Origin of the sequence: Streptococcus suis (genome assembly GCA_002831545.1) — a bacterium.
In the GTDB taxonomy this organism is placed as follows: Bacteria; Bacillota; Bacilli; order Lactobacillales; family Streptococcaceae; genus Streptococcus; species Streptococcus suis_P.
Window position 1 is genome coordinate 2,156,873 of the sequence record CP025095.1, and the last position, 21,011, is coordinate 2,177,883.

Annotated in this window: 18 protein-coding genes and 1 pseudogene; 3 read left to right on the forward strand and 16 right to left on the reverse strand. The window is 42.2% G+C overall.

Annotation, left to right across the window (positions count from 1 at the left end):
* Window position 1 precedes the first annotated feature (1 nt).
* The 3 genes from CWM22_10685 to CWM22_10695 all read left to right on the forward strand — a co-directional run bounded on the left by CWM22_10685 (window position 2) and on the right by CWM22_10695 (window position 3,531).
* A complete protein-coding gene (locus tag CWM22_10685; protein ID AUC92328.1) occupies window positions 2–667 on the forward strand; it encodes a TrkA family potassium uptake protein in 666 nt (221 codons plus the stop codon).
* A gap of 320 nt (window positions 668–987) precedes the next feature.
* Window positions 988–2,325, forward strand: a complete 1,338-nt coding sequence (locus CWM22_10690; GenBank protein ID AUC92329.1) for an MATE family efflux transporter — start codon at window positions 988–990, stop codon at window positions 2,323–2,325.
* 170 nt (window positions 2,326–2,495) lie between these two features.
* Window positions 2,496–3,531 (forward strand): IS630 family transposase gene (locus CWM22_10695; GenBank protein ID AUC92330.1). Its coding sequence is split into 2 segments (ribosomal slippage): window positions 2,496–2,992 and window positions 2,991–3,531, totalling 1,038 coding nucleotides; the frame shifts between segments, so codons are not numbered across the junction.
* Between the two features lie 31 nt (window positions 3,532–3,562).
* On the opposite strand, the pseudogene CWM22_10700 reads toward CWM22_10695, so the two are convergent.
* From CWM22_10700 to CWM22_10775, 16 genes and pseudogenes are all read right to left on the reverse strand, one after another.
* Window positions 3,563–3,785: pseudogene (locus CWM22_10700) on the reverse strand (hypothetical protein).
* Window positions 3,786–3,923: 138 nt separating this feature from the next.
* Window positions 3,924–4,181, reverse strand: coding sequence for a hypothetical protein (locus CWM22_10705; GenBank protein ID AUC92331.1), 258 nt, complete (start codon window positions 4,179–4,181; stop codon window positions 3,924–3,926).
* 9 nt (window positions 4,182–4,190) lie between these two features.
* Window positions 4,191–6,227: a glycine--tRNA ligase subunit beta gene (locus tag CWM22_10710; protein AUC92332.1), complete on the reverse strand. Its 2,037-nt coding sequence runs from the start codon at window positions 6,225–6,227 to the stop codon at window positions 4,191–4,193.
* A complete protein-coding gene (gene glyQ, locus CWM22_10715; GenBank protein ID AUC92333.1) occupies window positions 6,227–7,144 on the reverse strand; it encodes a glycine--tRNA ligase subunit alpha in 918 nt (305 codons plus the stop codon). Before glyQ ends, CWM22_10710 begins: the two co-directional genes overlap by 1 nt.
* Before the next feature lie 34 nt (window positions 7,145–7,178).
* Window positions 7,179–7,658 (reverse strand): DUF1398 domain-containing protein, encoded by a 480-nt coding sequence (locus tag CWM22_10720; GenBank protein AUC92334.1) that lies wholly within the window; start codon window positions 7,656–7,658, stop codon window positions 7,179–7,181.
* Window positions 7,659–7,924: 266 nt separating this feature from the next.
* On the reverse strand, window positions 7,925–8,629 hold the full coding sequence (locus tag CWM22_10725; protein ID AUC92335.1) for a hypothetical protein: 705 nt from the start codon (window positions 8,627–8,629) through the stop codon (window positions 7,925–7,927).
* 181 nt (window positions 8,630–8,810) lie between these two features.
* Window positions 8,811–9,503 (reverse strand): ABC transporter permease, encoded by a 693-nt coding sequence (locus CWM22_10730; GenBank protein ID AUC92336.1) that lies wholly within the window; start codon window positions 9,501–9,503, stop codon window positions 8,811–8,813.
* On the reverse strand, window positions 9,504–10,568 hold the full coding sequence (locus CWM22_10735; protein AUC92337.1) for a methionine ABC transporter ATP-binding protein: 1,065 nt from the start codon (window positions 10,566–10,568) through the stop codon (window positions 9,504–9,506).
* Window positions 10,561–11,928, reverse strand: a complete 1,368-nt coding sequence (locus CWM22_10740) for a peptidase M20 (GenBank protein AUC92338.1) — start codon at window positions 11,926–11,928, stop codon at window positions 10,561–10,563. The genes CWM22_10735 and CWM22_10740 overlap by 8 nt, the downstream gene beginning before the upstream one ends.
* A gap of 156 nt (window positions 11,929–12,084) precedes the next feature.
* A complete protein-coding gene (locus CWM22_10745) occupies window positions 12,085–12,942 on the reverse strand; it encodes an O-sialoglycoprotein endopeptidase (GenBank protein ID AUC92339.1) in 858 nt (285 codons plus the stop codon).
* A gap of 179 nt (window positions 12,943–13,121) precedes the next feature.
* A complete protein-coding gene (locus CWM22_10750) occupies window positions 13,122–16,532 on the reverse strand; it encodes a hypothetical protein (protein AUC92340.1) in 3,411 nt (1,136 codons plus the stop codon).
* A gap of 117 nt (window positions 16,533–16,649) precedes the next feature.
* Window positions 16,650–17,339 (reverse strand): gamma-glutamyl hydrolase, encoded by a 690-nt coding sequence (locus CWM22_10755; protein ID AUC92341.1) that lies wholly within the window; start codon window positions 17,337–17,339, stop codon window positions 16,650–16,652.
* An 84-nt stretch (window positions 17,340–17,423) separates the two neighbouring features.
* Complete coding sequence (locus CWM22_10760; protein ID AUC92342.1) at window positions 17,424–18,305, reverse strand: peptide ABC transporter ATP-binding protein; 882 nt, start codon at window positions 18,303–18,305, stop codon at window positions 17,424–17,426.
* Complete coding sequence (locus CWM22_10765; GenBank protein AUC92343.1) at window positions 18,298–19,158, reverse strand: ABC transporter ATP-binding protein; 861 nt, start codon at window positions 19,156–19,158, stop codon at window positions 18,298–18,300. Before CWM22_10765 ends, CWM22_10760 begins: the two co-directional genes overlap by 8 nt.
* Window positions 19,158–19,982 carry a peptide ABC transporter permease gene (locus CWM22_10770; GenBank protein AUC92891.1) on the reverse strand — a complete coding sequence of 275 codons (825 nt, stop codon included), beginning with the start codon at window positions 19,980–19,982 and terminating at the stop codon, window positions 19,158–19,160. The genes CWM22_10765 and CWM22_10770 overlap by 1 nt, the downstream gene beginning before the upstream one ends.
* Window positions 19,983–19,984: 2 nt before the next feature.
* Window positions 19,985–20,947 (reverse strand): peptide permease, encoded by a 963-nt coding sequence (locus CWM22_10775; protein ID AUC92344.1) that lies wholly within the window; start codon window positions 20,945–20,947, stop codon window positions 19,985–19,987.
* Between the last annotated feature and the right edge of the window lie 64 nt (window positions 20,948–21,011).

Genomic DNA, 21,011 nt, shown 5'->3' on the forward strand with positions numbered 1-21,011 from the left:
CATGCCAAACTATACTATCGGAATTCTCGGCCTGGGAGTTTTTGGTACTACCATTGCAAAAACATTACACAATTACGATTGCAATATCATTGCTATTGATAATCATGAGCAACGTATCAATCATCTAGAACCTATTCTCACGCGCGGTATTGTCGGAGACATTACCGATCGCTCGCTCCTACGTGCAGCAGGAATCGGTAACTGCGATGCTGTTGTTGTAGCTACTGGCGAAAACTTGGAATCCAGTGTCCTTGCTGTTATGCATAGCAAGGTCCTAGGCGTTCCTATGGTCATTGCCAAAGTCAAAGGAACAACTGCGAAAGAAGTCCTTCTCCGTGTTGGTGCTGACAAGGTCATTTCTCCTGAACGCGAAACAGGTATTTCCCTAGCAAAACAATTACTCCACCGCGACACAACCAGCCTTTTTGAGCTTGACGGTAATGTTTCCATTGTTGAGTTTCACCCGCCAGTAAAATGGATTGGCAAAACACTCGGCGAATTAAAACTCCGCCAACACTATAAACTCAATATTATCGGTTACCGAAGTGGCAAAAATCAGGAATTAAACATCCAACTGACTCCTGACTATGTCTTCAAATCTGACGAACTCATCTTAGCAGTAACAGACCATAATACTGTCGATCATTTTGAAGAGCTGACAAATTAATACTCAATGAAAATCAAAAACAGACTAGCTCCAAAGGTTTGGGGAACCTTTGGAGATTGGAGATAGGGCGAACGTAGTTCGTTACTACTTACGCAGATAGAACCCTGTTACTATTTTGTTTCAAGGTAACAGGCTGAAAGGCTCCACTGGAGCCTTTCACTCATCAAATCAAGTCAACAACGTCTGATTTTGATTTTCGAAGAGTATAAATAACAAATTTACGCCCTATACTCCGTTTTCAGGAGAAATATTTTATCCCTAGAAAGCCTACTAGACTATCATTTATCTAGTGGGCTTATCATCTGTCAAAAGGAGAGATTATGAATGATTTAACCAAAGGAAAGCCGATTGCGGTCATCTTACAATTCGCTATTCCCTTGTTGATTGGATCTTTTTTTCAACTGGCCTATAATTTTGCTGATTCCATGATTGTAGGGCATACTTTGGGAAAGGATGCCTTTGCAAGTGTCGGTTCGACAGCTAGCCTGATTTTTTTAATCATCGGTTTTGCCCAAGGTGTTACCAATGGATTAACCATTATTTCTGCCCAACGCTTTGGAGCTGGCGACTTAGAGGGGCTTAAAAAATCTTTTGTCCACGGACTCTTCTACGCTTCCCTCATCAGCCTTTTACTAACAGTCTCAGCCTTAGCTTTTTTGAAACCTATCTTGGTCTTAATGCAAACACCTGTGAGTATCATCGACCACTCCCATGCCTTTCTAACGGCCATGTTTGGAGGATTGACCTTTACTATTTTTTATAATTTCCTGTCTTCAGCCCTACGCAGTCTCGGAAACTCTAAAACACCTCTACTGGCTCTAGTTATCGCTTGTTTAATCAATATCGGTCTGGATTTTTTCTTTATCTTAGTTATGAACTGGGGCGTTTTCGGAGCTGGCTTTGCAACTATCCTTGCCCAAGCCTGTTCGGTCCTCTTTCTTATTTTTTACATTATCCACAAGGTACCTCACTATCATATCGGACTAGCTGATTTAAAATTGGATAGAGGTAATCTCAAGAAACATGCCCAGCTTGCTTTTCCAATGGGATTTCAAGCCAGTATTATCGCCATCGGAGCCATGACCTTGCAGTTTATGGTCAACCAACTAGGAACAGACGCCATCGCCGCCCAGGCCATTGCCCTTCGTACTGACCAGTTGGCTATGCTGCCCATGGTCAATCTGGGATTGGCTATCGCAACCTTTACTGCTCAGAACTACGGTGCCAAGCTCTATGACCGTATTCGAGAAGGAGTGCGCCACTCATTACTCCTCAGCATTGCTTGGGCCATTGTATTTGCGGTCATTCTCATCTTGGGCAATCGCTTCTTCTCTGGTCTCTTTCTGCCAAATGCCAGTCAAACAGTGCTGGACTTGGCTCTTGTTTACTACATCATTAACGGCTCTTGTTACTGGATTGTTGCTTCCCTCTTTATTCTTCGTAGCTTTATTCAGGGACTTGGCAAGGGCTTTATCCCAACACTAGCAGGCTTTGGAGAATTGATTTTCCGTGCTATCGTAGCCGTTCTGGGCATGCAGTATTTCGGCTTCTATGGAACCGCCGCCGCTAACCCCGCCGCCTGGATTGGTAGTATCATCGTCCTGATTCCAAGTTCCATCATCTTTATGAAAAAATTAAAAGCTGGACAAAGTATATAAAGAAAACGCATGAAGCTCTCATGCGTTTTTAAAATAATATTTTCGTAGGAATTGGATAAGCACAGCTTGCCAAAGGAGTACATAGCTGATACCTAAGAGGATTGCCAGGCCTCTATGCCAATTCACATCTGATACTATTCAAAAAACAAAAACTAACCTATAATAGATTTATGAAACTTACTATCGAACAAACGAAAGAATTAAAAACTTATTTGAAAGATAAAACCTATTCTCCATTTCATAGACGACTTCAAGTTATCTTGTTCAGAGCAGAAGGTCTTAGCTATAAGGAAATCACTAACCTCATCGGCTATTCAAAGTATACAATCTGGTCCTTACAGCGCAAGTACGAACTTGAGGGGATTTCAGCTCTAGTAAGAGAAACGCGAGGTGGACGGAACCGTCAATATTTAACCCTTCAAGAAGAGGAAGCGTTTCTAAAAGAACAGTTAACAGCCTCACTAAATGGCGAATTTGTGACGATAAACTCTCTCTATGAAGCTTATCAGAAACGGGTTGGACACCCTACGACCAAGGAAGGATTCTATGCCATTCTTAAACGCCATGGTTGGCGCAAAGTGACGCCAAGACCAGAACACCCTAAAAAAGCAGACGCCGAAACGATTCTAGCGTCTAAAAATAAAATCTTCATTCACGAAAACAGGAAAGCGCTTCAAGAATAGTCGTCGCTATCATAAAGTCAGGCTAATGTATCAAGATGAGGCGGGTTTCGGTCGGATCAGTAAAATTGGGAAGGCCTGGGCACCAAAAGGGGTGAGACCGCATGTACATAGTCACTATATTCGTGAGTATCGCTATTGCTATGGTGCTGTTGATGCCCATACAGGAGAGTCCTTCTTCATTATCGCTGGGGGCTGTAATACAGATTGGATGAATGTTTTTCTCAAACAACTATCTGAAGCTTATCCTGACGATTATATTTTATTAGTGATGGACAATGCCGTTTGGCATAAATCAAGTACCTTAGAGAAACCACATAATATTGGTTTTGAGTTTATTCCTCCCTATACTCCTGAAATGAATCCAATTGAACAAGTTTGGGCTGAGATTCGAAAGAGAGGGTTTAAGAATAAAGCTTTTAAAACACTAGACGATGTGATAAACAAGCTTCAAGAAGTAATACGAGAGTTAGATTGGTCTATTTTAAAACCAATTGTTAGTAGACAATGGTTTAAAAACACTTGACTGGTTTGCTTTTGATTTTTGTTGAGTATGAAATGAAACTGACCAAAATGGAGAAAAGTAGAATGGTTACTACCATAATCTTGTCCCTCTTAGATCCCCACGGTAAATACTCTGACAATTGTTTTTCAGGATACTTTTTGACTTCTTGATGTAGGGAATAGCTTAGGCCCAGACCAACTCCTGTTGCCTCAACAATTCCAGAAAAGTACATAAAAGGCAGTAAGAAACAAGAGAAAATAGAGTAGTTTTTTCATGACAAAGCCCTCCTGAGCCTATTTATCTATATACATTTTATCATTTATGAATCGAATGAACAAGTAAATATATGTTCTCAAAAGCACAAAAAAAAAGACTAGAAAACCTAGTCTTTCCTTGTTTATTATCATTTATTCTTAGGAATTTGGATCATCCAAACTACGTCCGTGCAAGCCTTTTTCACGTTGGACTTGGCGGAGTTTCTCAGGTGTCACATCATTGCCATCTTCATCGACGACCTTGATACCTTCGATGTGGGCACGCACGCTACGGCGGTAGCCCTCGATGTACTCCTCACGAAGAGCTGCCTGTTCCTGCAACTCCTCTTCTGTCAAGCCTTCCGCTTTTTTCTTTTTAGCCAATTCATTGATACGATCAATTTTTGCTTGTTCCATATTTGCCTCCTACTTGCTATTCAAGAGATTGAAGATCGCCACAGCACTTGCCTTATCCGCCAAGGCTTTCAAGAGAGCCAAGCGGTTGGCTTTGACTGCCGCGTCTTCTACCATGACCATAGTGTTGTCGAAGAAGGCCGCGATGACTGGGCTGAGAGCAAAGAGCTTGTCCAAGTTGCCCGCCATATCTTCTGTCAACTCCAAGCCAGCCACTGCTGCAGCAAGGGCTTTTTCCTGGTCGTTCTCGAAGAGGGCCTCGTCAATCGCAGTCGCCTCCGCCTTTTCAGCCAAGTTGAAGACCCGTGACAAGTTTTCCACGGCTTCCTTGTAGTCAGCCTCTTTTGATTTTTGGAAAATAGCAGAGCTGGCTGCCAGTTGTAGTCTGACCACAAAGGTTGAGCTAGCAAGCACAGCCTCACGGATGTCTTTCGGAATGGCCTTATCCATCATCTTCTCTACACGGGCACGGATAAAGTCCATCACAGCTGGCTGGTTGTCATAAGTCAAGCTGGCAAAGTTCAAGCTGTACAACTCCGCAATCAACTGATCCAATGGAATTTCCCAGCCAAAGGCTTCCAATATCCGCACGATACCCTGTGTCGCACGACGAAGAGCGTAAGGGTCGTTTGAACCAGACGGAATCAAGCCAACTGAGAAGAAGGATAGGAGGGTATCAAATTTATCAGCCAGTGCCAAGACCGCACCGACCTTGCTTTCAGGCAATTCGCCTTCTGCTGAGTTTGGCAAGTAGTGCTCACGGATTGCTGCTGCCACCGCAGGTTTTTCCCCTGCAAGAAGGGCATACTTCTCACCCATAATCCCTTGCAATTCATCAAACTCGCCGACCATTCCTGTCAAGAGGTCAAACTTATAGATGTCCGCCGCACGTGCCACATCTGCTTTTTCATCCGCAGACAAGCCTGCCAAGTCAGCCAGTTTTTCTGCGATGACTTTTGTGCGTGCCATGTGCTCGTAAAGCGAGCCGATTTTCTCATGGAAGGTCACGACTTTTAGGCGTTCCACCAAGTCAGCAATCTTGAGTTTTTGGTCTTCACGCCAGAAGAATTCACCATCTTCCAAACGAGCCACCAAGACTTTTTCATTTCCTTTGATGACATTGTCAAGGTACTGGTCATTCCCGTTACGAACGGAGATGAAGTTTGGCAAGAGTTTACCAGACTTATCCCGCACCACGAAGTAACGTTGGTGATTTTTCATAGAAGTAACCAGAACCTCCTCTGGTACTTCCAAGTATTTGGTGTCAAAAGAACCCATGAAGGCAGTTGGGTACTCGACCAGGTTGAGAACTTCATTGAGCAGGTCTTCATCAATCTCAACTGTCACATTGTGTTTGTCCTCGATAGCCTTGATTTGCTCAACAATCATATTTTGACGCTCTGCGGGGTCTGTAATGACAAACTGTGCACGCAAGTCTGCCTCGTATGAATCTGCACTTGCAATCTCTGTTTCATTTCCAAGGAAACGATGACCTCGGCTGATGCGAGCGGATGAAATGTCCAAGAAATCCATATCCAATGCCTCGTCGTCCAAGAGAACGGTCAAGGTGTGGACAGGACGGATGTAGGCGAATTTATTGGACGCCCAGTTCATGCTGACAGGGAAGCTCATAGCCTTCAAGACCTCTGGAATGGCCGCCAGAACGGTCTTAGCTGGCTGACCCGCTTCATGCTTGGTCACATAGACATACTCTTCGCCCTTGATTTCGCGGAATTCGATGTCCGCTGTCGTCAAGCCTTTGCCACGGACAAAGCCTTCTGCAGCTTTAGTGAAGTTCCCGTCTGCATCCAAGGCAATCTTCTTAGCAGGACCCTTGAAATCTTCTGTAAGATCAGTCTGCTGGTCTGCCAAACCACGGACACGAACAGCCAAACGGCGTGGCGTTGAAAAGACATCAATGCTGTCAAAAGCCAAGCGATTGTCTGTCAAAAAGGTTGCCATGCGATCACGCAACTGGTGCATGGCTGGGGTTACGATGTAGGCAGGAATTTCTTCCAAGCCAAGTTCAACAAGTAAATTCTTTGTCATTATTCTGCGTCCTCCTTCAACAATTCTGCTCGTGTTGCTTCGTCTAAAAGTGGGAAGCCAAGTTTCTTCCGCTCTGCCACAAAGGTTTTGGCAACGACACGGGCAAGGTTGCGGATACGGGCGATGTAGCCTGCACGCTCGGTTACAGACACGGCACCGCGGGCATCCAACAAGTTAAAGGTATGAGAACATTTGAGAACATAGTCAAAGGCTGGGTGAACCAACCCCTCTTCCAAAGCCCGCTCTGCTTCTTTCTCAAACTTGGTAAAGTTTTCAAGGAGCATATCCTGGTCTGATACTTCAAAGGAGTATTTTGAATGCTCGTACTCCGGCTGAATAAAGATTTCGCCGTATTTAACACCGTCAGCCCACTCAATATCGTAAACGGAGTCAACCTCTTGAATATAGGAAGCCAAACGCTCCAAACCATAGGTTACTTCGGCTGTAACGGGGCCAGTCGCCAAGCCGCCAACCTGTTGGAAATAGGTAAACTGCGTGATTTCCATACCGTCCAACCAAACTTCCCAGCCCAGACCAGCTGATCCTGTTGATGGGTTTTCCCAGTTGTCCTCAACGAAGCGAATATCATGCTCCAAAGGATTGATGCCCAAACGCTCCAAAGATTCCAAGTAAAGTTCTTGGATGTTAGAAGGCGACGGTTTCATCACCACTTGGAATTGGTGGTGCTGATACAAGCGGTTTGGATTTTCTCCGTAACGACCGTCAGCTGGACGACGAGATGGCTCCACATAAGCCGCATTCCATGGCTCAGGACCGATAGCACGCAAGAAGGTGTAAGGGCTCATAGTCCCCGCACCTTTTTCCGTATCATAAGCCTGCATGAGCAAGCACCCCTGCTCATTCCAAAATTGTTGTAAGGTTAAAATGATTTCTTGAAAAGTCAACTTCTTTGACATATTCTTCCTTCTTTCTATTTATATTGTAAAATTGCTAGTTCTTCACACTCGGTACAGCTTCCACAAAGACAGGCTGCTCTACCTTGTCCACATAGGAGCAGGTCATAGCTTCTAGGTCAGTGACCCACTTGTAAATACCTGCTTCTGCTGTTTCTTGACAGAAGGTGAGAAAATCTGTTTGTCCAGCCTGGTGATTGCGTAAGATAGTCACAAACTGGTCCAGATTGGCTTGGTCCGAAACAGGTACCGTCGCTTGATAGCCCTGTTTTTCCAGAGTCTGCCCTGTCTGTGAGCGATAGGTAACCTGCCCAGACTGAATATCCACCGTATTTTCTACCATACTCAAGTCCTTAAAATAGGCAATCAGTTTGGGAAAATCAGGCCCAGTAAACTGTACATGACCTCGATTGATGTTTTCTAAGGTGAACATTGGTCTCCTTTCTTTATAGTAGCTGTCTTCCACCTTGAGATGAAAAACAAGAAATACTCGGTCGGCAGACAAAAAGAACCACATTCCCTTCCCCTGTCAACAGACATAGGGGCGTTGAGAACGCGGTTCCACCCTAATTTATTACTTCATTTGTATGATTCTGATTGAGTCGGACATGGTCACGACTGGGAAAGCGCCAATTATTTCAAGACTGGCTTGGCTTTCACTCTCCCAAGCTCGCTAGACAGGCTTTTAAAACAACCTTCTTCCATGCTTAGTATTGTAGCAGAAAAAGAATATTTTGTCTAGAAAGAGCACTATTTATCCGAACACAATCCCACTGACAAATCCTACAAGGCTATTGCAGGCCTATCGCAATCTAGTAGATATTTTTCTGGTACTACTCCCAAGAATTTTTCTGCGTGTTGACTGATAAAATCTAGGGCATTTTCCAAATCTTCTACTCTATCAGAATTGACCAACTCCATGACCAAGAAAGCATTCTTTGTCTCATCCGTAATCATGGTTCGCTCACCATCGCGCCAATTGAAACAGCGACAAACGGCGCCTTTATCATCCTTATAGCAAACTTCACCTGGTAAAGTTGGATTATTGTTTTCATCACCAATGAGATAGAATTCATCCCCACCCTCAGTGACCGTTAGTTGAAGATTACCTACAAATGTATCTAAATCTTCAGCACCACATGGAAGACCGAAACGCAAGCTTGCCGCATTATAGATGTCCACTAGCGGAGAGATAGTTGAAACTGGACGGTCACTAGCAGAACGCTTCAAAAGCGCTTCGATACTAGAACGCGCGCCTTTTTTAGTTTTGAACTTTTGATAGGCTTGACGGTAGGTCTGGATCACCTCATTTTCACTAAAGGTATCTTCCGTAAGAAATTTCTGGGCAATGCTGTTACTCTCCTCGAGCAAATTCACAAGTTCTTCTGGCGATTGCGATGGAGCCTTATAGTCTTTCAATAAGAGAACTCCGATTTTTGCATCTGGAAACAAATTCCAAAAAGATGAATCAATAATAAATTGTGACATATTCCAACTCCTTTTATAGAAAAATCAGCACCCTATGAACATCTTCTAAGACCTAACGATGTTCATAAAATGCTGTTGCATGACTACCCGGTGGCAGTGTTTATTTAATTAACATTATTGTATAAAAATGCTTTAAATAAGTCAAGGACTATCCAAAATTTGAAAAAACACAGCCAAATAACTATCTATGACTAATCTTTCTGGTCAAGAAATCACCAACAAATTGAATAGCAAAGATGATGACCAAAATCAAAAATGTAGCGAGGAAGGTCACATCGTCATTGTAACGCAAGTAACCGTAGGAAAGGGCAACCTGTCCCAAACCACCTGCTCCGATAGCTCCTGCCATGGCTGTATAGCCGACCAAGGAAACTAGGGCAAAGGTCGTTACCCGAATCAAGTCAGGCAGACCCTCCCGCAGATAGACAAGGACAATATCCCAGAACGTCGCTCCTGAAGCCTGAGCCGCCTCAATGACACCACGATCCAATTCTGACAAGACCACCTCAACCTGACGGGCAAAGAAGGGGAAGACTGAAAGAGCAAGGGGAACCAAAGCTGCCTCAGTACCAATCGTTTTCCCAACAATAATTTTTGTCAAAGGAGCAATGGCCGCCAACAAAATAATGAAAGGAATGGCACGGAAGATCGAAGCCACCTTATCCAAAATCCAGTAAACCGTCTTATTTTCAATGACACCCCGAGGACCAGTCAATACCAAGAACAAACCAGATACCAAGCCCATAAAGCCACCAAAAGCAAAGGAAACAAAGGTCATATAGAGGGTCAAATTAAAATGTGTTAACCAACCTGTCTGACCATCCCAGCCTAATTTATAAATATCTGGAAAATTCGTTTGAATCCATTCTAACATCTAGTTTGCTCCTTTCAAAATCGTCACTTCCACACGCGCCTCCGTCACTGCCTCAATCGCACGGTGCAACTGACCAGGTTCTCCTGATAAGATCACCACCATCTCACCGACTGGCGTATGGTCCAAAATTTCAATATTGCCATAAAGAATATTGGCAGATACTTGATAGAATTTATACAAATCATTCACAATCGCCGTATCCGTATTGGAACCAGCATACTTGAGTTGCACCAAAATACTGTTCTCAGGCAAATTCTTAACAATATCCTGCTGGTAAATTTTCACCAAGGCCTCATCAATTCCTGTTGCTGTTTTGATGAAATCCTGAGTCAATTCTTCTTTTGGATGAGAGAAGATTTCTAAAACTGAACCTTCTTCGATCAAACGACCATCCTGCATAACAGCCACACGGTTACAAATGTCTTTTACAATCTGCATCTCGTGGGTAATCATAACAATGGTCAAGCCCAATTTTTCATTCAATTCCTGCAAGAGTGCCAAAATCTGCTTAGTTGTTTTCGGATCCAAGGCAGAAGTAGACTCATCAGAAATCAAGATTTTAGGGTCATTGGCCAAGGCACGCGCAATGGCAACACGTTGCTTTTGACCACCAGACAACTGAGCTGGATAGTTTTCAGCACGGTCAGAAAGCCCAACCAAGTCCAACAACTTAGCAACTTTTTCTTTCTTCTCTTCCTTGCTCAAACCCGAATGCTTAAGGGCAAAGGCTACGTTTTCTTCTGCCGTCATCTGCGCCATCAGATTGAAATGCTGGAAAATCATGCCGATTTCACGGCGTTTGCTCCGCAATTGAGCTGGGGTAAGTGTGACCTTTTCTCCCTCATAAATCACATCCTCATCAATGGTAATCTTACCTGCTGTAGGAACCTGCAACAAATTGATGACACGGACAAGGGTAGATTTCCCGGCTCCAGAATAACCTACGATACCGTAAATATCCCCTTGATTGATATGGATGGTCACATCCTTTACCGCTTCAATGGTCCGTTTTTTCTGCTGGAAGGTTACATCAATATTATCTAGCTTAATCATTTCCTTACTCATAACTTGCAATTAACTCCTCTACTAATTCAACATGGCTATAGTAGTCAGCGATGCTGACATTTTCATCACCGGCATGGTCACGACTGTTGGCATTTCCTAGACCAAATCCTGCAATCGGCACTCCTAAAGCATGAAAGACGGTGTGCATGGGGCCCGTCCCCGGTGACGTCGGCAAGACAGCAACTCCTTCTGGTGTCAATTTTTTGGCCAATTCAATCACATTGACAATGGCAGGGTGGGACATATCACTTCGGTAGCTCATCTCTCCTAGAGTGAAGACAACCTCAACTTTATCAAAACCATGCTTGTCCAAATGCTGGCGAATTTTGTCCAAAACATCATGCGGCTCCAACCCAGGTACCAGACGGACTTCCATCTTAGCAGAAGCCTGAGCTGGTATGATGGTCTTGACACCTTGACCAAGATAGCCAGTTGACAAGCCTTCAATGGTAATCGATGGCTCAAAATACAAACGCTTCAGAAACTCACGACGATCTTCTACCAAGGTTGGAAAGGTTAATCCATAAATATCCGTCACAGACTGACTGGTCGCAAGTGCAAATTCCTCAACTAAGGCCAATTCACGTTCATTTGGTTCTTGCACTTGTTCGTAAATACCATCAACCAAAATTCGTCCATCTGCAGCCCGCATGGATTGAAGTGCTGATAATAAATACCAGCTTGCCGAATCAATGACACCTCCATAGGAAGAATGAATATCCAAGTCAGCTGATTTGACCTGAAGATCGAAGGTCACAATTCCCTTATTTCCCCCAGCAATTTCTAGCTGATGTAGGCTATTGCGATGCCCCTGCTCCCAGACCAGCAAATCAGCACCAATCAAGTGTTCTTTGTATTTTGAAAGATACTTATCCAAGTCGACAGAAGCTGACTCTTCTGCCCCTTCCATAATAAAAATCACATTGACTGGTAAATGGCCATTCTGTCTAGCCTGATATTTTTTCAAGGCCGACAGACGAGCTGTGATATGGCCCTTATCATCATCTACCCCCCGACCATAGATATAGCCTTCAGAAATAGTCAATTCAAAAGGATTGCCCTTCTCCCAAACCTGATCGGCATCAGCAGGAACCGTGTCATAGTGATTGTAAAAAATCAATGTTTTCGCATCTGGCACCGAAGCCTTAAACGTAGCCATGACAAAGGGTGCTGCATAACTGTCGTCTAAAACAACATCTGCCCCAGCTTCTTCAAACATATCTTTCAAGTAAGTCGCCACATCCAACAAACCAATCTGCTGAGCAAAAATGGATTTCTTTGAAATCAAGACCTTCAACTTTTCAAAATAGTTTTGAATAATCGCATCATTTTCAAATAATTGAACTTTACTATCTGCCATACTTCCTCCTCATACTCAATGAAAACCAATTAAATCTACTAACCAAAATCAAATATTCTCCCGCATTTCTGACTTTGGTTAAGAGATTTTTTCTTATCTCTATAAAAACAGATAGAGGGCTGAACAATTCTGCCCAGTCCTCAACCTATTTACATTTTACCAAACTGGCTCATCCATACCGTCTGAAGTCTCTTCAATAACCTTTTTCACTTCATCCGTGTGATAGGCTTCGATAATTTTCTTAATCGCTGCTGCTTGCTCTGATTTTTCCCAATCGCTACGAGCTGCAATCAAGTTGTACCACTGTTTTGAATTTTCATCTTTTTGCTCTTTGTAAAGGGCATTTTTATAATCCAAACCAGCTTCCAACACAAATGTGTTGTTTACAACTGCTGCATCAACTGAGCTAAGTGAGCTTGCTGTTTGGCTTGCATCCAACTCAGTAATTTTCAAGTTTTTCTTGTTTTCAGTAATGTCAGCAATAGTTGCCAATTCTGTACCAGATACACCAACCTTGATCAAACCAGCTGCTTGAAGAAGGTAAAGAGCACGACTTTCGTTTGTTGGGTCGTTTGGAACCGCAATTTCTGCACCATCTGGAATTTCTTCCACTTTAGTGTACTTGTTTTTTCCATCAGCTGTACCTGAGTAAAGACGGATTGGTGCGATATAAGTATCTGCAATAGCAACCAAATCTTCACCATTTTCTTCATTCCAGTTATTCAAGAAGTTGTAGTGTTGGAAAGCATTGATGTCTACTTCGTTTTCAGCTACTGCCTTGTTTGGTTGTGAATAGTCTGTAAATTGAGTGAATTCCAACTTCACTTCGTCCCCAAGTATTTCTTGAACTTTATCCCAACGGGCTTGCTCAGAATCGCTCAAGCTCATCACACCCACACGAACAGTTGTTGCTGAAGAATCGGATGAAGAGCTAGAAGACGAGCTACCACATGCAGCAAGTACACCTACTGATAAAGCAGCTGTTGCCAAACTAAACAATTTTTTTAATTTCATAAAATGATCTCCTTAAATTAGAACTGTATCTATCTTAACACAGAAACGACAATCTGACCAATTGGCATTTTTTATAGTTCGTTATAACTAAATTTTATAACAAATACCCTTGCAATTATAAGTATCGATAATAAAAAGAGGGAAGCTATTTCCCTCTTTCGTAATATTTTCCCAGCTTGCTAGCCTAAGAAATCTTTTTTCCTTTTAGCTACAGTTAAGCTAAGAAGTGCGAGTCCCGCCAAAATTGGTAGCTTGGACTGATGTCCATTTGTTCTAGGTAAGATTGAGGCCGATGATTTTTCAGATTCTACTTTCTGTCTCGAAACGGTAGTTGCTGAATATAAAGCCTCGTTATTAGTATTTCCCAATGTCAATTGGGTCGATACTTCGATAACTGGATACACTAGATTAGTTAGGTTACTTGAAGATTCAGTAACTGCTGATACTCCTTTGATTAGTGCAACAGGTGTTTCTATGACTGGCGGTTCGACTTCTATTGGAGATGGCGGCGTTTCTTCGACTGGCGGTTCGACTTCTGTTGAAGTTGGCGGCGTTTCTTCGACTGGCCAATCGACTTCTGTTGATGTTGGCGGTGTCTCTTCGACTGGCGGATCGACTTCTGTTGAAGATGACGGCGTTTCTTCGACTGACGGATCGACTTCTGTTGATGTTGGCGGTGTTTCTTCGACTGGCGGTTCGACTTCTGTTGGAGATGACGGCGTTTCTTCGACTGGTGAGTCTACTTCTGTTGAAGATGGTGGCATTTCTTCGACTGGCGGTTCGACTTCTGTTGGAGATGGCGGAGTTACTTCGACTGGCGGTTCGACTTCTGTTGATGTTGGCGGCGTTTCTTCGACTGGTGAGTCTACTTCTATATTGTCAACTTTCGAGCTTGATTTCAAATTGACAACAATTTCATAAAAGGGACCATTATAATTCAAATCGCTACTAAAAATTGTAGTGAAACCTTGACTTACCTCAACAGATTCAAAATAATATGCCCTCTCATCAATACCATTACTTTCATCACGAATGACATTATCAATTGTGGAGTTCGCAACTCGACGACTCTCTTTAACTACTGATTCACCATCTTTAAATTGAATAGTATATAAGGCTTGCCTGATAGTTGAATTATCGTAGATCACACCTTCTGGTAGAAGTTTTTTCTCAATTTCAGGCAGAGGGTTATCCGATGTATTTACAACTAGTTGCTGGTATGAACGTATTACCTCTGTTTGAGTCCGATTTCCAACAGTAACTGACCTTGAAGAGATTTGAGTCCCACCAGCACCAAGTAAATCAAATGTTACACCATGTTCATTTTCATATGCTGAAATTGCCTCACGAATCACTTGTTTCATTGCTTCAAGGTCTTCACCATGGAAATTTGTGCGAATCAGTACTCGCCCACTTGATTTTTCAACAACCTCAATATCGGTTACTATTGTCGTTTCAACAACCGGATTTAAATTTTCTACATCATTAGCCTGATTGACAACAATGGTTTTCGCAGGCAAACTATCAACAGTGGATAAGTAACTCGTATTGCCATAAATATCTGTCAGATATAAATATCTCAGATCATATTGTCCTGGTAAATAAGAATAGTGAATTGTTTCAGATAAAGTCAGTCTTTTTCGATTTCCCTCCAATTGCTCAATATTCGTAATATTTTCGCCAAATCGGAGTGTTCCTGACTCACTTTCAAATCCGAGATTAACAGATGTGATATTCGAATTATCTTCCACTAAAAGTACCACTTCAACTGTCTCACCTTGTTTAGCTTCATTTCGACTAGTTTCTAACTCAATAAACTTAGGTGCTGAAAAATCAGTAACGATATTAGGTGAGTTGATGATAGCCTGGGTAGCAATATTTTGAATAATTTCAGGTTCTGAAAGGCTATTTGATGAACTTTCGTTTTTAGCATTCAAATATATAAAGTCCAAAGATAAGTCTGACTTAGGATAATCACTTGCTATTGGTACCGTAACATCAAAGCGATACAGTCCGTCTGCAATCTTGATTGGGTTATTACTCTCTCCTCTAAGCACATATTGACTAGACAGTTTTTTATCAGATAGACCAAAGTAAATACGCTCCATTTCCTCTTCAGACGAAACCACAAAACTAGCAGTCAGTTTTTCTCCCGGCTGGTAAGACTCTTTATCAAATGTCAGGGATTCCAATTTAGGAACAGGAATATACTGTAGAGTCAATACCGTATCACCTTCTACAAGTTCACCGTAAAGAGAAGGTTGGTTCTCATATGATAATCTATAAATTTTTCCATCTTGCTCAATTGTCCGTACTTGATAATCATAGACATTGAAATTTGGATAGCTTTGAATTGGTTCAGATAAGCTCTCTGTTCCATCTGCAAAGACCGTCTTTTCACGATAATTAATTAATGTTTCTGGAACGGCTTCAACTGATTCTTTAAGAATTTGCCCTGACCTTGTTTGATACTGAACAATCACACGGCCCGTTTTCTTTTCGACCTGCTCTGTAGATACCAAATAAGGAGTGTAAGTATAGGTTACTTCCGTCAAACCAACTTTCAAAAGCCCTTGCTCTACACCGTCTACTTTAACCTTATAATACTGCCTACCATCCATACCATTCAGAAACAATGGAGCTTCACTACTAGTATCGTATGTAATCCCTGTCGCAACTGGTGCCTCCGAACCAAATGCTAACGTCGACACCACGCCTGAAATTCTCTTGTCTTCAGCTATGGCAGTCCCATTTTCAAGTTGATAATGAATCAAGACTGAACCTGAAGTAATACTATTAACCGTCATCGAAAGTGGTGCAAATGTATGTTCTGCCCATGTATTTTTCGAAGAATCGTAGTAAATAACATTATTGCCAATCTCATCTCCAAGATTTATATATTCTATATAATAAACATCACTTGGACGATTTTCTGGAATGGAGCCTGTTAATACTGAACGATATAAGCCATTTGCTAACTTTTCGAAATTGCTAGAAGAAAAGTAGAGACTCTGGGTTCCATCTGAAGATATTAATTTTGATGATACGTAAGTGAGATTACTCTCATCCTCTGAATCAATTGTTAGAGTTACGATCTCTCCCGCCTGGTACTCTGTTTTATCTAATGTATAAGAAACCAGTTTTGGTGCTGTACGGTCTTCCAATACCTCTGCTGCTCTATCTGTTGCTGGAGAGCTGGTCGATGAAATATTGGCCTCTAAATCCGTATTTGATTCTGGTTTAGTCGAAATTGACTCTCCGCTTACATTACTTGCTTCTACATCAGTTGAAGGAACAGCTCCTACTGTCGGAGAATTTGTACCTGTCGTGGTTTCAACCTCTGAAGTCCCCTCGTTTCCTACAATTTCGGTTGGTATTTCGACATCATTTTCTGCAGTTAATATAAGAGTTTCTGAAGTATTTATGACTTGTTCAGAACTTGCTGTTGTGGGAGTATTCTCACTCACTTCATCAGCAAAGACAACATCCGTGGTAGAAAACAGCAAACCTAGAGCCAGCACTCCTACTGCCCCATGGATTCCTTTTCTAATACTTCCAAAACCTTTGGATTCTTGACATTTCTTAATCATATACCCCTCCATTATTTGCTATTAATATACATTATATATCATTTGATCTCAATAATAAAGTATCCGTTTTTAATTTCTAACAAAAAAACACCCAGATTCTGAGTGTCCATGATGTGACTAAAACACATCCACCAAATACTGAAACAAGTCTCGATGTTGCTTACAATCATTGTATAAAAATTCTGGATGCCATTGGATACCAAACAAAGCTTGGTTCCCCCTACTTTCATAAGCTTCTATCGTACCATCTCTAGGATCCAAACCTGTCGCCACCAGTCCTGGAGCCAATTCTTTGATTCGCTGATGATGGAAGGAATTAATAGGGCTCCCTTGGGCAAACAGTTGACCGATTCGGCTTTTAGGTTTCACTTGTAAACGATGGGATGTCCCCGCAATACCATCTTGCCAATGATGAGCCACCTCTTGTTCCAAGCTTCCGCCTAGAGCAACATTCAGCAACTGCATCCCTCGGCAGACTGCAAAAATTGGTTTTCCCTGACGAAGGGCTTCCTCAATCAAAGCCAGTTCAAATTCATCCCGCTCCAAGAGGTAGTCATCACTATCTATCAAACGTTTTTGGCCATACAAACTTGGATCCACATGCTGACCACCTGACAAGATCAACTTGTCAATCATATCGATATAATCCTTGGCTAAGTCAGGAGTTCCCATAGGAATAACCATTGGCACACCACCTGCCTGACGAACGCTGTCTGCCAATTCACGCGCTACCGTTACATATACGCGACCAGATTTAGTTGGAAATTCTTGCTCATTTCCTGAAATTCCAATGATAACTTTTCCCATAAGAAACTCCTTTCTGTGATTTTATATATTGTAACATGTCTAACTAAGCCAGTCTAATATAGAAGTTTTATGGGCTGATAAAAATTATTTATCAGTTACCTTTAGTACAAAATGTTCCTTGTCTACCTGTGACCATTTACCTGTCGTTACAAAATCCTTTATAAGCCCAGTTTGAGATAGCTCTTGCAACTGAGCCCGTGCCTCCAGCGGATCAAGGCTCAGATTGGATTGCAAGAGGTAGCGGGTATAGGGATGTTGGGGATTTTGAAAAATATCCTGTGCTGGACCAATTTCAACCAAGCTTCCCTTGTACATAACCGCAATACGATCTGCGAATTGGTGCACCAAGTTTAAATCATGAGAAATGAAGAGATAGGTCAGTCCTAAATCCTCTTGCAACTGGTTCAACAAATCCAGTATGGTCGCCTGTATCGACACATCAAGAGCCGAAGTAGGTTCATCACAGACAATAAATTGGGGATGAGAAACGACTGCACGAGCGATGCCAATTCGCTGGCGTTGCCCACCACTAAAAGATTTAGGGCGTTTGTGTACATCATCCCCCAGAATTCCCACCCTTTCCAGCATAGCTAGAGCCTTCTCTTCCGCCTCCTTCTTAGGAAGTGAGTAGAGAGGTTCTTTGACCAGTTCTAAGGCCGACAGGTAGGGATTGAGAGAAGAATAGGGGTCTTGATAAATCACTTGCAGGGCTTGATTATTTAATTCTTCTGATGTCAAACCTGGAAAATCAACTCGGCCTTGACTAGCCTTTTCCAAACCTAAGACAATTTTAGAAAGAGTTGATTTGCCACTGCCAGATTCACCAACCAGACCAAGTGTCTCACCTTTATAAATAGATACATTTACACCGTTCAAAGCATCGACACGTTGCTCTTGCCCAAACCAATTCTTCTTAGAGTAAGTTTTGCTCACATCCGAAACCTGTACTAGAACTTCCTTATCCATTCTTCTCCTCCTTTCTAACCCAATGTCCTGGACTAACTTGAATCAACTGACTATCTTCGGAGTCGGCTAAAACCGCTCCAAGACTGGCTTCCAAACGAGCTGCTCTTAATAGAGACTGGGTATATGCGTGTAAGGGTTGTGAAAAGATAGAATCAACCGTTCCGTGTTCCACAACCAATCCATTCCTCATGACATAAACCAAGTCGCAGATTCCAGCAATAACACTGAAATCATGACTCACTATCACAACTGTCAACCCCAACTGTTCCTGTAATTCTTTGAGCAAGGCCAAGATTTGAGCCTGAATGGTTACATCTAATGCTGTTGTTGGCTCGTCTGCAATGAGCATATCTGGCTTGGTCAACAAGGCCATGGCAATCATGATCCTTTGACGCATACCTCCTGAAAATTCAAAAGGAAACTGCTTGAGACGTAATTCTGGATCAGGAATTCCCACCTTTTCCAACATTTCATGGATAGTTCTATCCCGTTCTTCCTTGGTTAACTTAGGTTGAAAACGTCTTAAAACTTCCTGCAAATGATATCCTACTGTCCGCAAGGGATTAAGAGAGGTCATTGGATCTTGAAAAATCATCGATAAGGAAAGTAGCTTTGGATTACGTACTTGCTTTCCATCCAATTCAAATCGATCATAGCTTGCTTCCAAACCTTTTGGTAAAATCCCCATCAGAGACTTCATCGACAAGCTCTTACCCGAACCAGATTCTCCAACAATTCCAACAATTTTTCCTTTGGGAATAGACAGGTCAATCCCCTTCACCAGTATCGATTGTCCATTTCTCTTTTTGTTGACAATGGTGAGGTTACTTATTTCGACTAGCTGTTTTGACATTAGTAGACCTCTCTTTCAAGGCAATCCCGTATCAGATCACCGATATTGTTAAATGAATAAATGGTCAATAGGATAAAAAGTCCAGGCAATATTGCCATATGAGGAGCACTCTGCAAGGTAGACTGGGCATTTTGCAAGAGACTTCCCCAGGAGGCTAGAGGTTGTTGAATCCCCATTCCTAAGAAGCTGAGGGCTGATTCCGTCATAATAGCAGATGAAATACTAGTTGAAGCGGTCACAATCAAAGTCGGAAGGATTGCTGGAAAGATATGCCGCCAGACAATCACTGGTTTCTTTAATCCAATAAAGGCAGCATACCCAACATAATCCGCCACTTTGGCTTTCAACGTTTCAGCACGCAACATCCGAGCAATACTCATCCAAGAAAAACCACCTATTACAATGATAATCGTAGTCAATCCTGGTTTCAGAAAGACGCTGAGGACGATAACTAAAACCAACCAAGGTATGGATGATAGCACATCGACAAACCGCATAATAGCATTATCCCATTTTCCTCCAAGATAGCCTGCTGTAATACCGACAAGACTTCCAATCGTAACAGATGCAGTCATTGCCAATAAACCAACTAAGAGTGAGATGCGACCACCATAAATCACTCGAATGAAGTAATCACGTCCTACCTGATCTGTACCAAACCAATGCGCTGCACTAGGCCCCTGGTTCATCTGACTTACATTGGTCACATTGGGGTCTATCGGTATCAGTGGTGCAATCAAGGATAGAAATAGTAGAAAAAGAATAAACAAAATCGAGAATAAATAGAGTGGCGAACTCTTTATAGTTTCCTTTAATTGCTTCATAATCATTGACTTTCTCCTCCTTTCCAAATACGCGGATCCACCACAGCATAGAGAATATCTGATAAGAGATTCCCTAGAATAACTAAGGTCGCAGACAAAAGCATGACTGCCATAATCACTGGATAGTCCAAACTCTTAGTAGCTGCTGTCAAATAAGGACCAACTCCCGGCCATGCAAAAATGGTTTCTGTAATGATAGCACCTGTTACCAGCATCGGCAAGGCCATCCCAATTTGAGTCACAATAGGAATCAAAACATTGCGGGCCACATGTTTCCCAAATATCTCAAATCGGCTGGCTTTGAAAGCCTCTTGAACGGTCACATAATCTTTCTCAACTTCTACAATTGCTGAGGCTCGGATAAATCGAATCAATTCTGGTAGGAATGCCATTGTCAAGGTCACATAGGGTAAGGTAAAATGTGCCAGAAAATCAAGAAGGTTTCCTTCTTTTCCCAAGGTATGCATCCCAATAAATGGGAAAACCTGCCATTTATATCCAAAAAAGTAAATTAAAATCATGGCAAACCAGAAGGTCGGGACTGCAATTCCTACAGAAGCAAAGGCATCAATGAACTTGTCCACCCATTTACCCCTTTGGGACGCCGCAAGTAAACCCAGAATAATCGCTAGGATTAGGGCCGTCACATATGCAGGCAAGACCAATGAAATGGTGTTGGGAATTTTTTCAGCCAAATCAATCCCAATCGAGTGTTGAGTCATCAGTGAAAAACCTAAATCTCCTGTCAACAATCCCTTAAGCCAAACAGCGTATTGAACGAGAAACGGTTGATCCAAACCATATTTTACCTTTAATAAATCAATTTGTTCTTGACTCATATTTGGCGTTGTCATCGAATCTATGACATCAAACGGTGCCAATTGAATCAATGAAAAGACAATAAAAGAAATCAGCAGCAAAAGAGGAATTGCCTGCAAGATTCTTTTTACAATATATCGAAACATATATCCTCCAAAAACACGAAAAAGAGGGGAGGAGTTTCCACTTTTTACCACTCCTTCTCCTCTT

Excerpts from the sequence above, each read along its gene's own strand:
- CWM22_10685 (AUC92328.1), top strand. The coding sequence starts at position 2 with ATGCCAAACTATACTATCGGAATTCTCGGCCTGGGAGTTTTTGGTACT.
- CWM22_10690 (AUC92329.1), top strand. The coding sequence starts at position 988 with ATGAATGATTTAACCAAAGGAAAGCCGATTGCGGTCATCTTACAATTC.
- CWM22_10705 (AUC92331.1), bottom strand. The coding sequence starts at position 4,181 with ATGGAACAAGCAAAAATTGATCGTATCAATGAATTGGCTAAAAAGAAA.
- CWM22_10710 (AUC92332.1), bottom strand. The coding sequence starts at position 6,227 with ATGACAAAGAATTTACTTGTTGAACTTGGCTTGGAAGAAATTCCTGCC.
- glyQ (AUC92333.1), bottom strand. The coding sequence starts at position 7,144 with ATGTCAAAGAAGTTGACTTTTCAAGAAATCATTTTAACCTTACAACAA.
- CWM22_10720 (AUC92334.1), bottom strand. The coding sequence starts at position 7,658 with ATGTGGTTCTTTTTGTCTGCCGACCGAGTATTTCTTGTTTTTCATCTC.
- CWM22_10725 (AUC92335.1), bottom strand. The coding sequence starts at position 8,629 with ATGTCACAATTTATTATTGATTCATCTTTTTGGAATTTGTTTCCAGAT.
- CWM22_10730 (AUC92336.1), bottom strand. The coding sequence starts at position 9,503 with ATGTTAGAATGGATTCAAACGAATTTTCCAGATATTTATAAATTAGGC.
- CWM22_10735 (AUC92337.1), bottom strand. The coding sequence starts at position 10,568 with ATGAGTAAGGAAATGATTAAGCTAGATAATATTGATGTAACCTTCCAG.
- CWM22_10740 (AUC92338.1), bottom strand. The coding sequence starts at position 11,928 with ATGGCAGATAGTAAAGTTCAATTATTTGAAAATGATGCGATTATTCAA.
- CWM22_10745 (AUC92339.1), bottom strand. The coding sequence starts at position 12,942 with ATGAAATTAAAAAAATTGTTTAGTTTGGCAACAGCTGCTTTATCAGTA.
- CWM22_10750 (AUC92340.1), bottom strand. The coding sequence starts at position 16,532 with ATGATTAAGAAATGTCAAGAATCCAAAGGTTTTGGAAGTATTAGAAAA.
- CWM22_10755 (AUC92341.1), bottom strand. The coding sequence starts at position 17,339 with ATGGGAAAAGTTATCATTGGAATTTCAGGAAATGAGCAAGAATTTCCA.
- CWM22_10760 (AUC92342.1), bottom strand. The coding sequence starts at position 18,305 with ATGGATAAGGAAGTTCTAGTACAGGTTTCGGATGTGAGCAAAACTTAC.
- CWM22_10765 (AUC92343.1), bottom strand. The coding sequence starts at position 19,158 with ATGTCAAAACAGCTAGTCGAAATAAGTAACCTCACCATTGTCAACAAA.
- CWM22_10770 (AUC92891.1), bottom strand. The coding sequence starts at position 19,982 with ATGAAGCAATTAAAGGAAACTATAAAGAGTTCGCCACTCTATTTATTC.
- CWM22_10775 (AUC92344.1), bottom strand. The coding sequence starts at position 20,947 with ATGTTTCGATATATTGTAAAAAGAATCTTGCAGGCAATTCCTCTTTTG.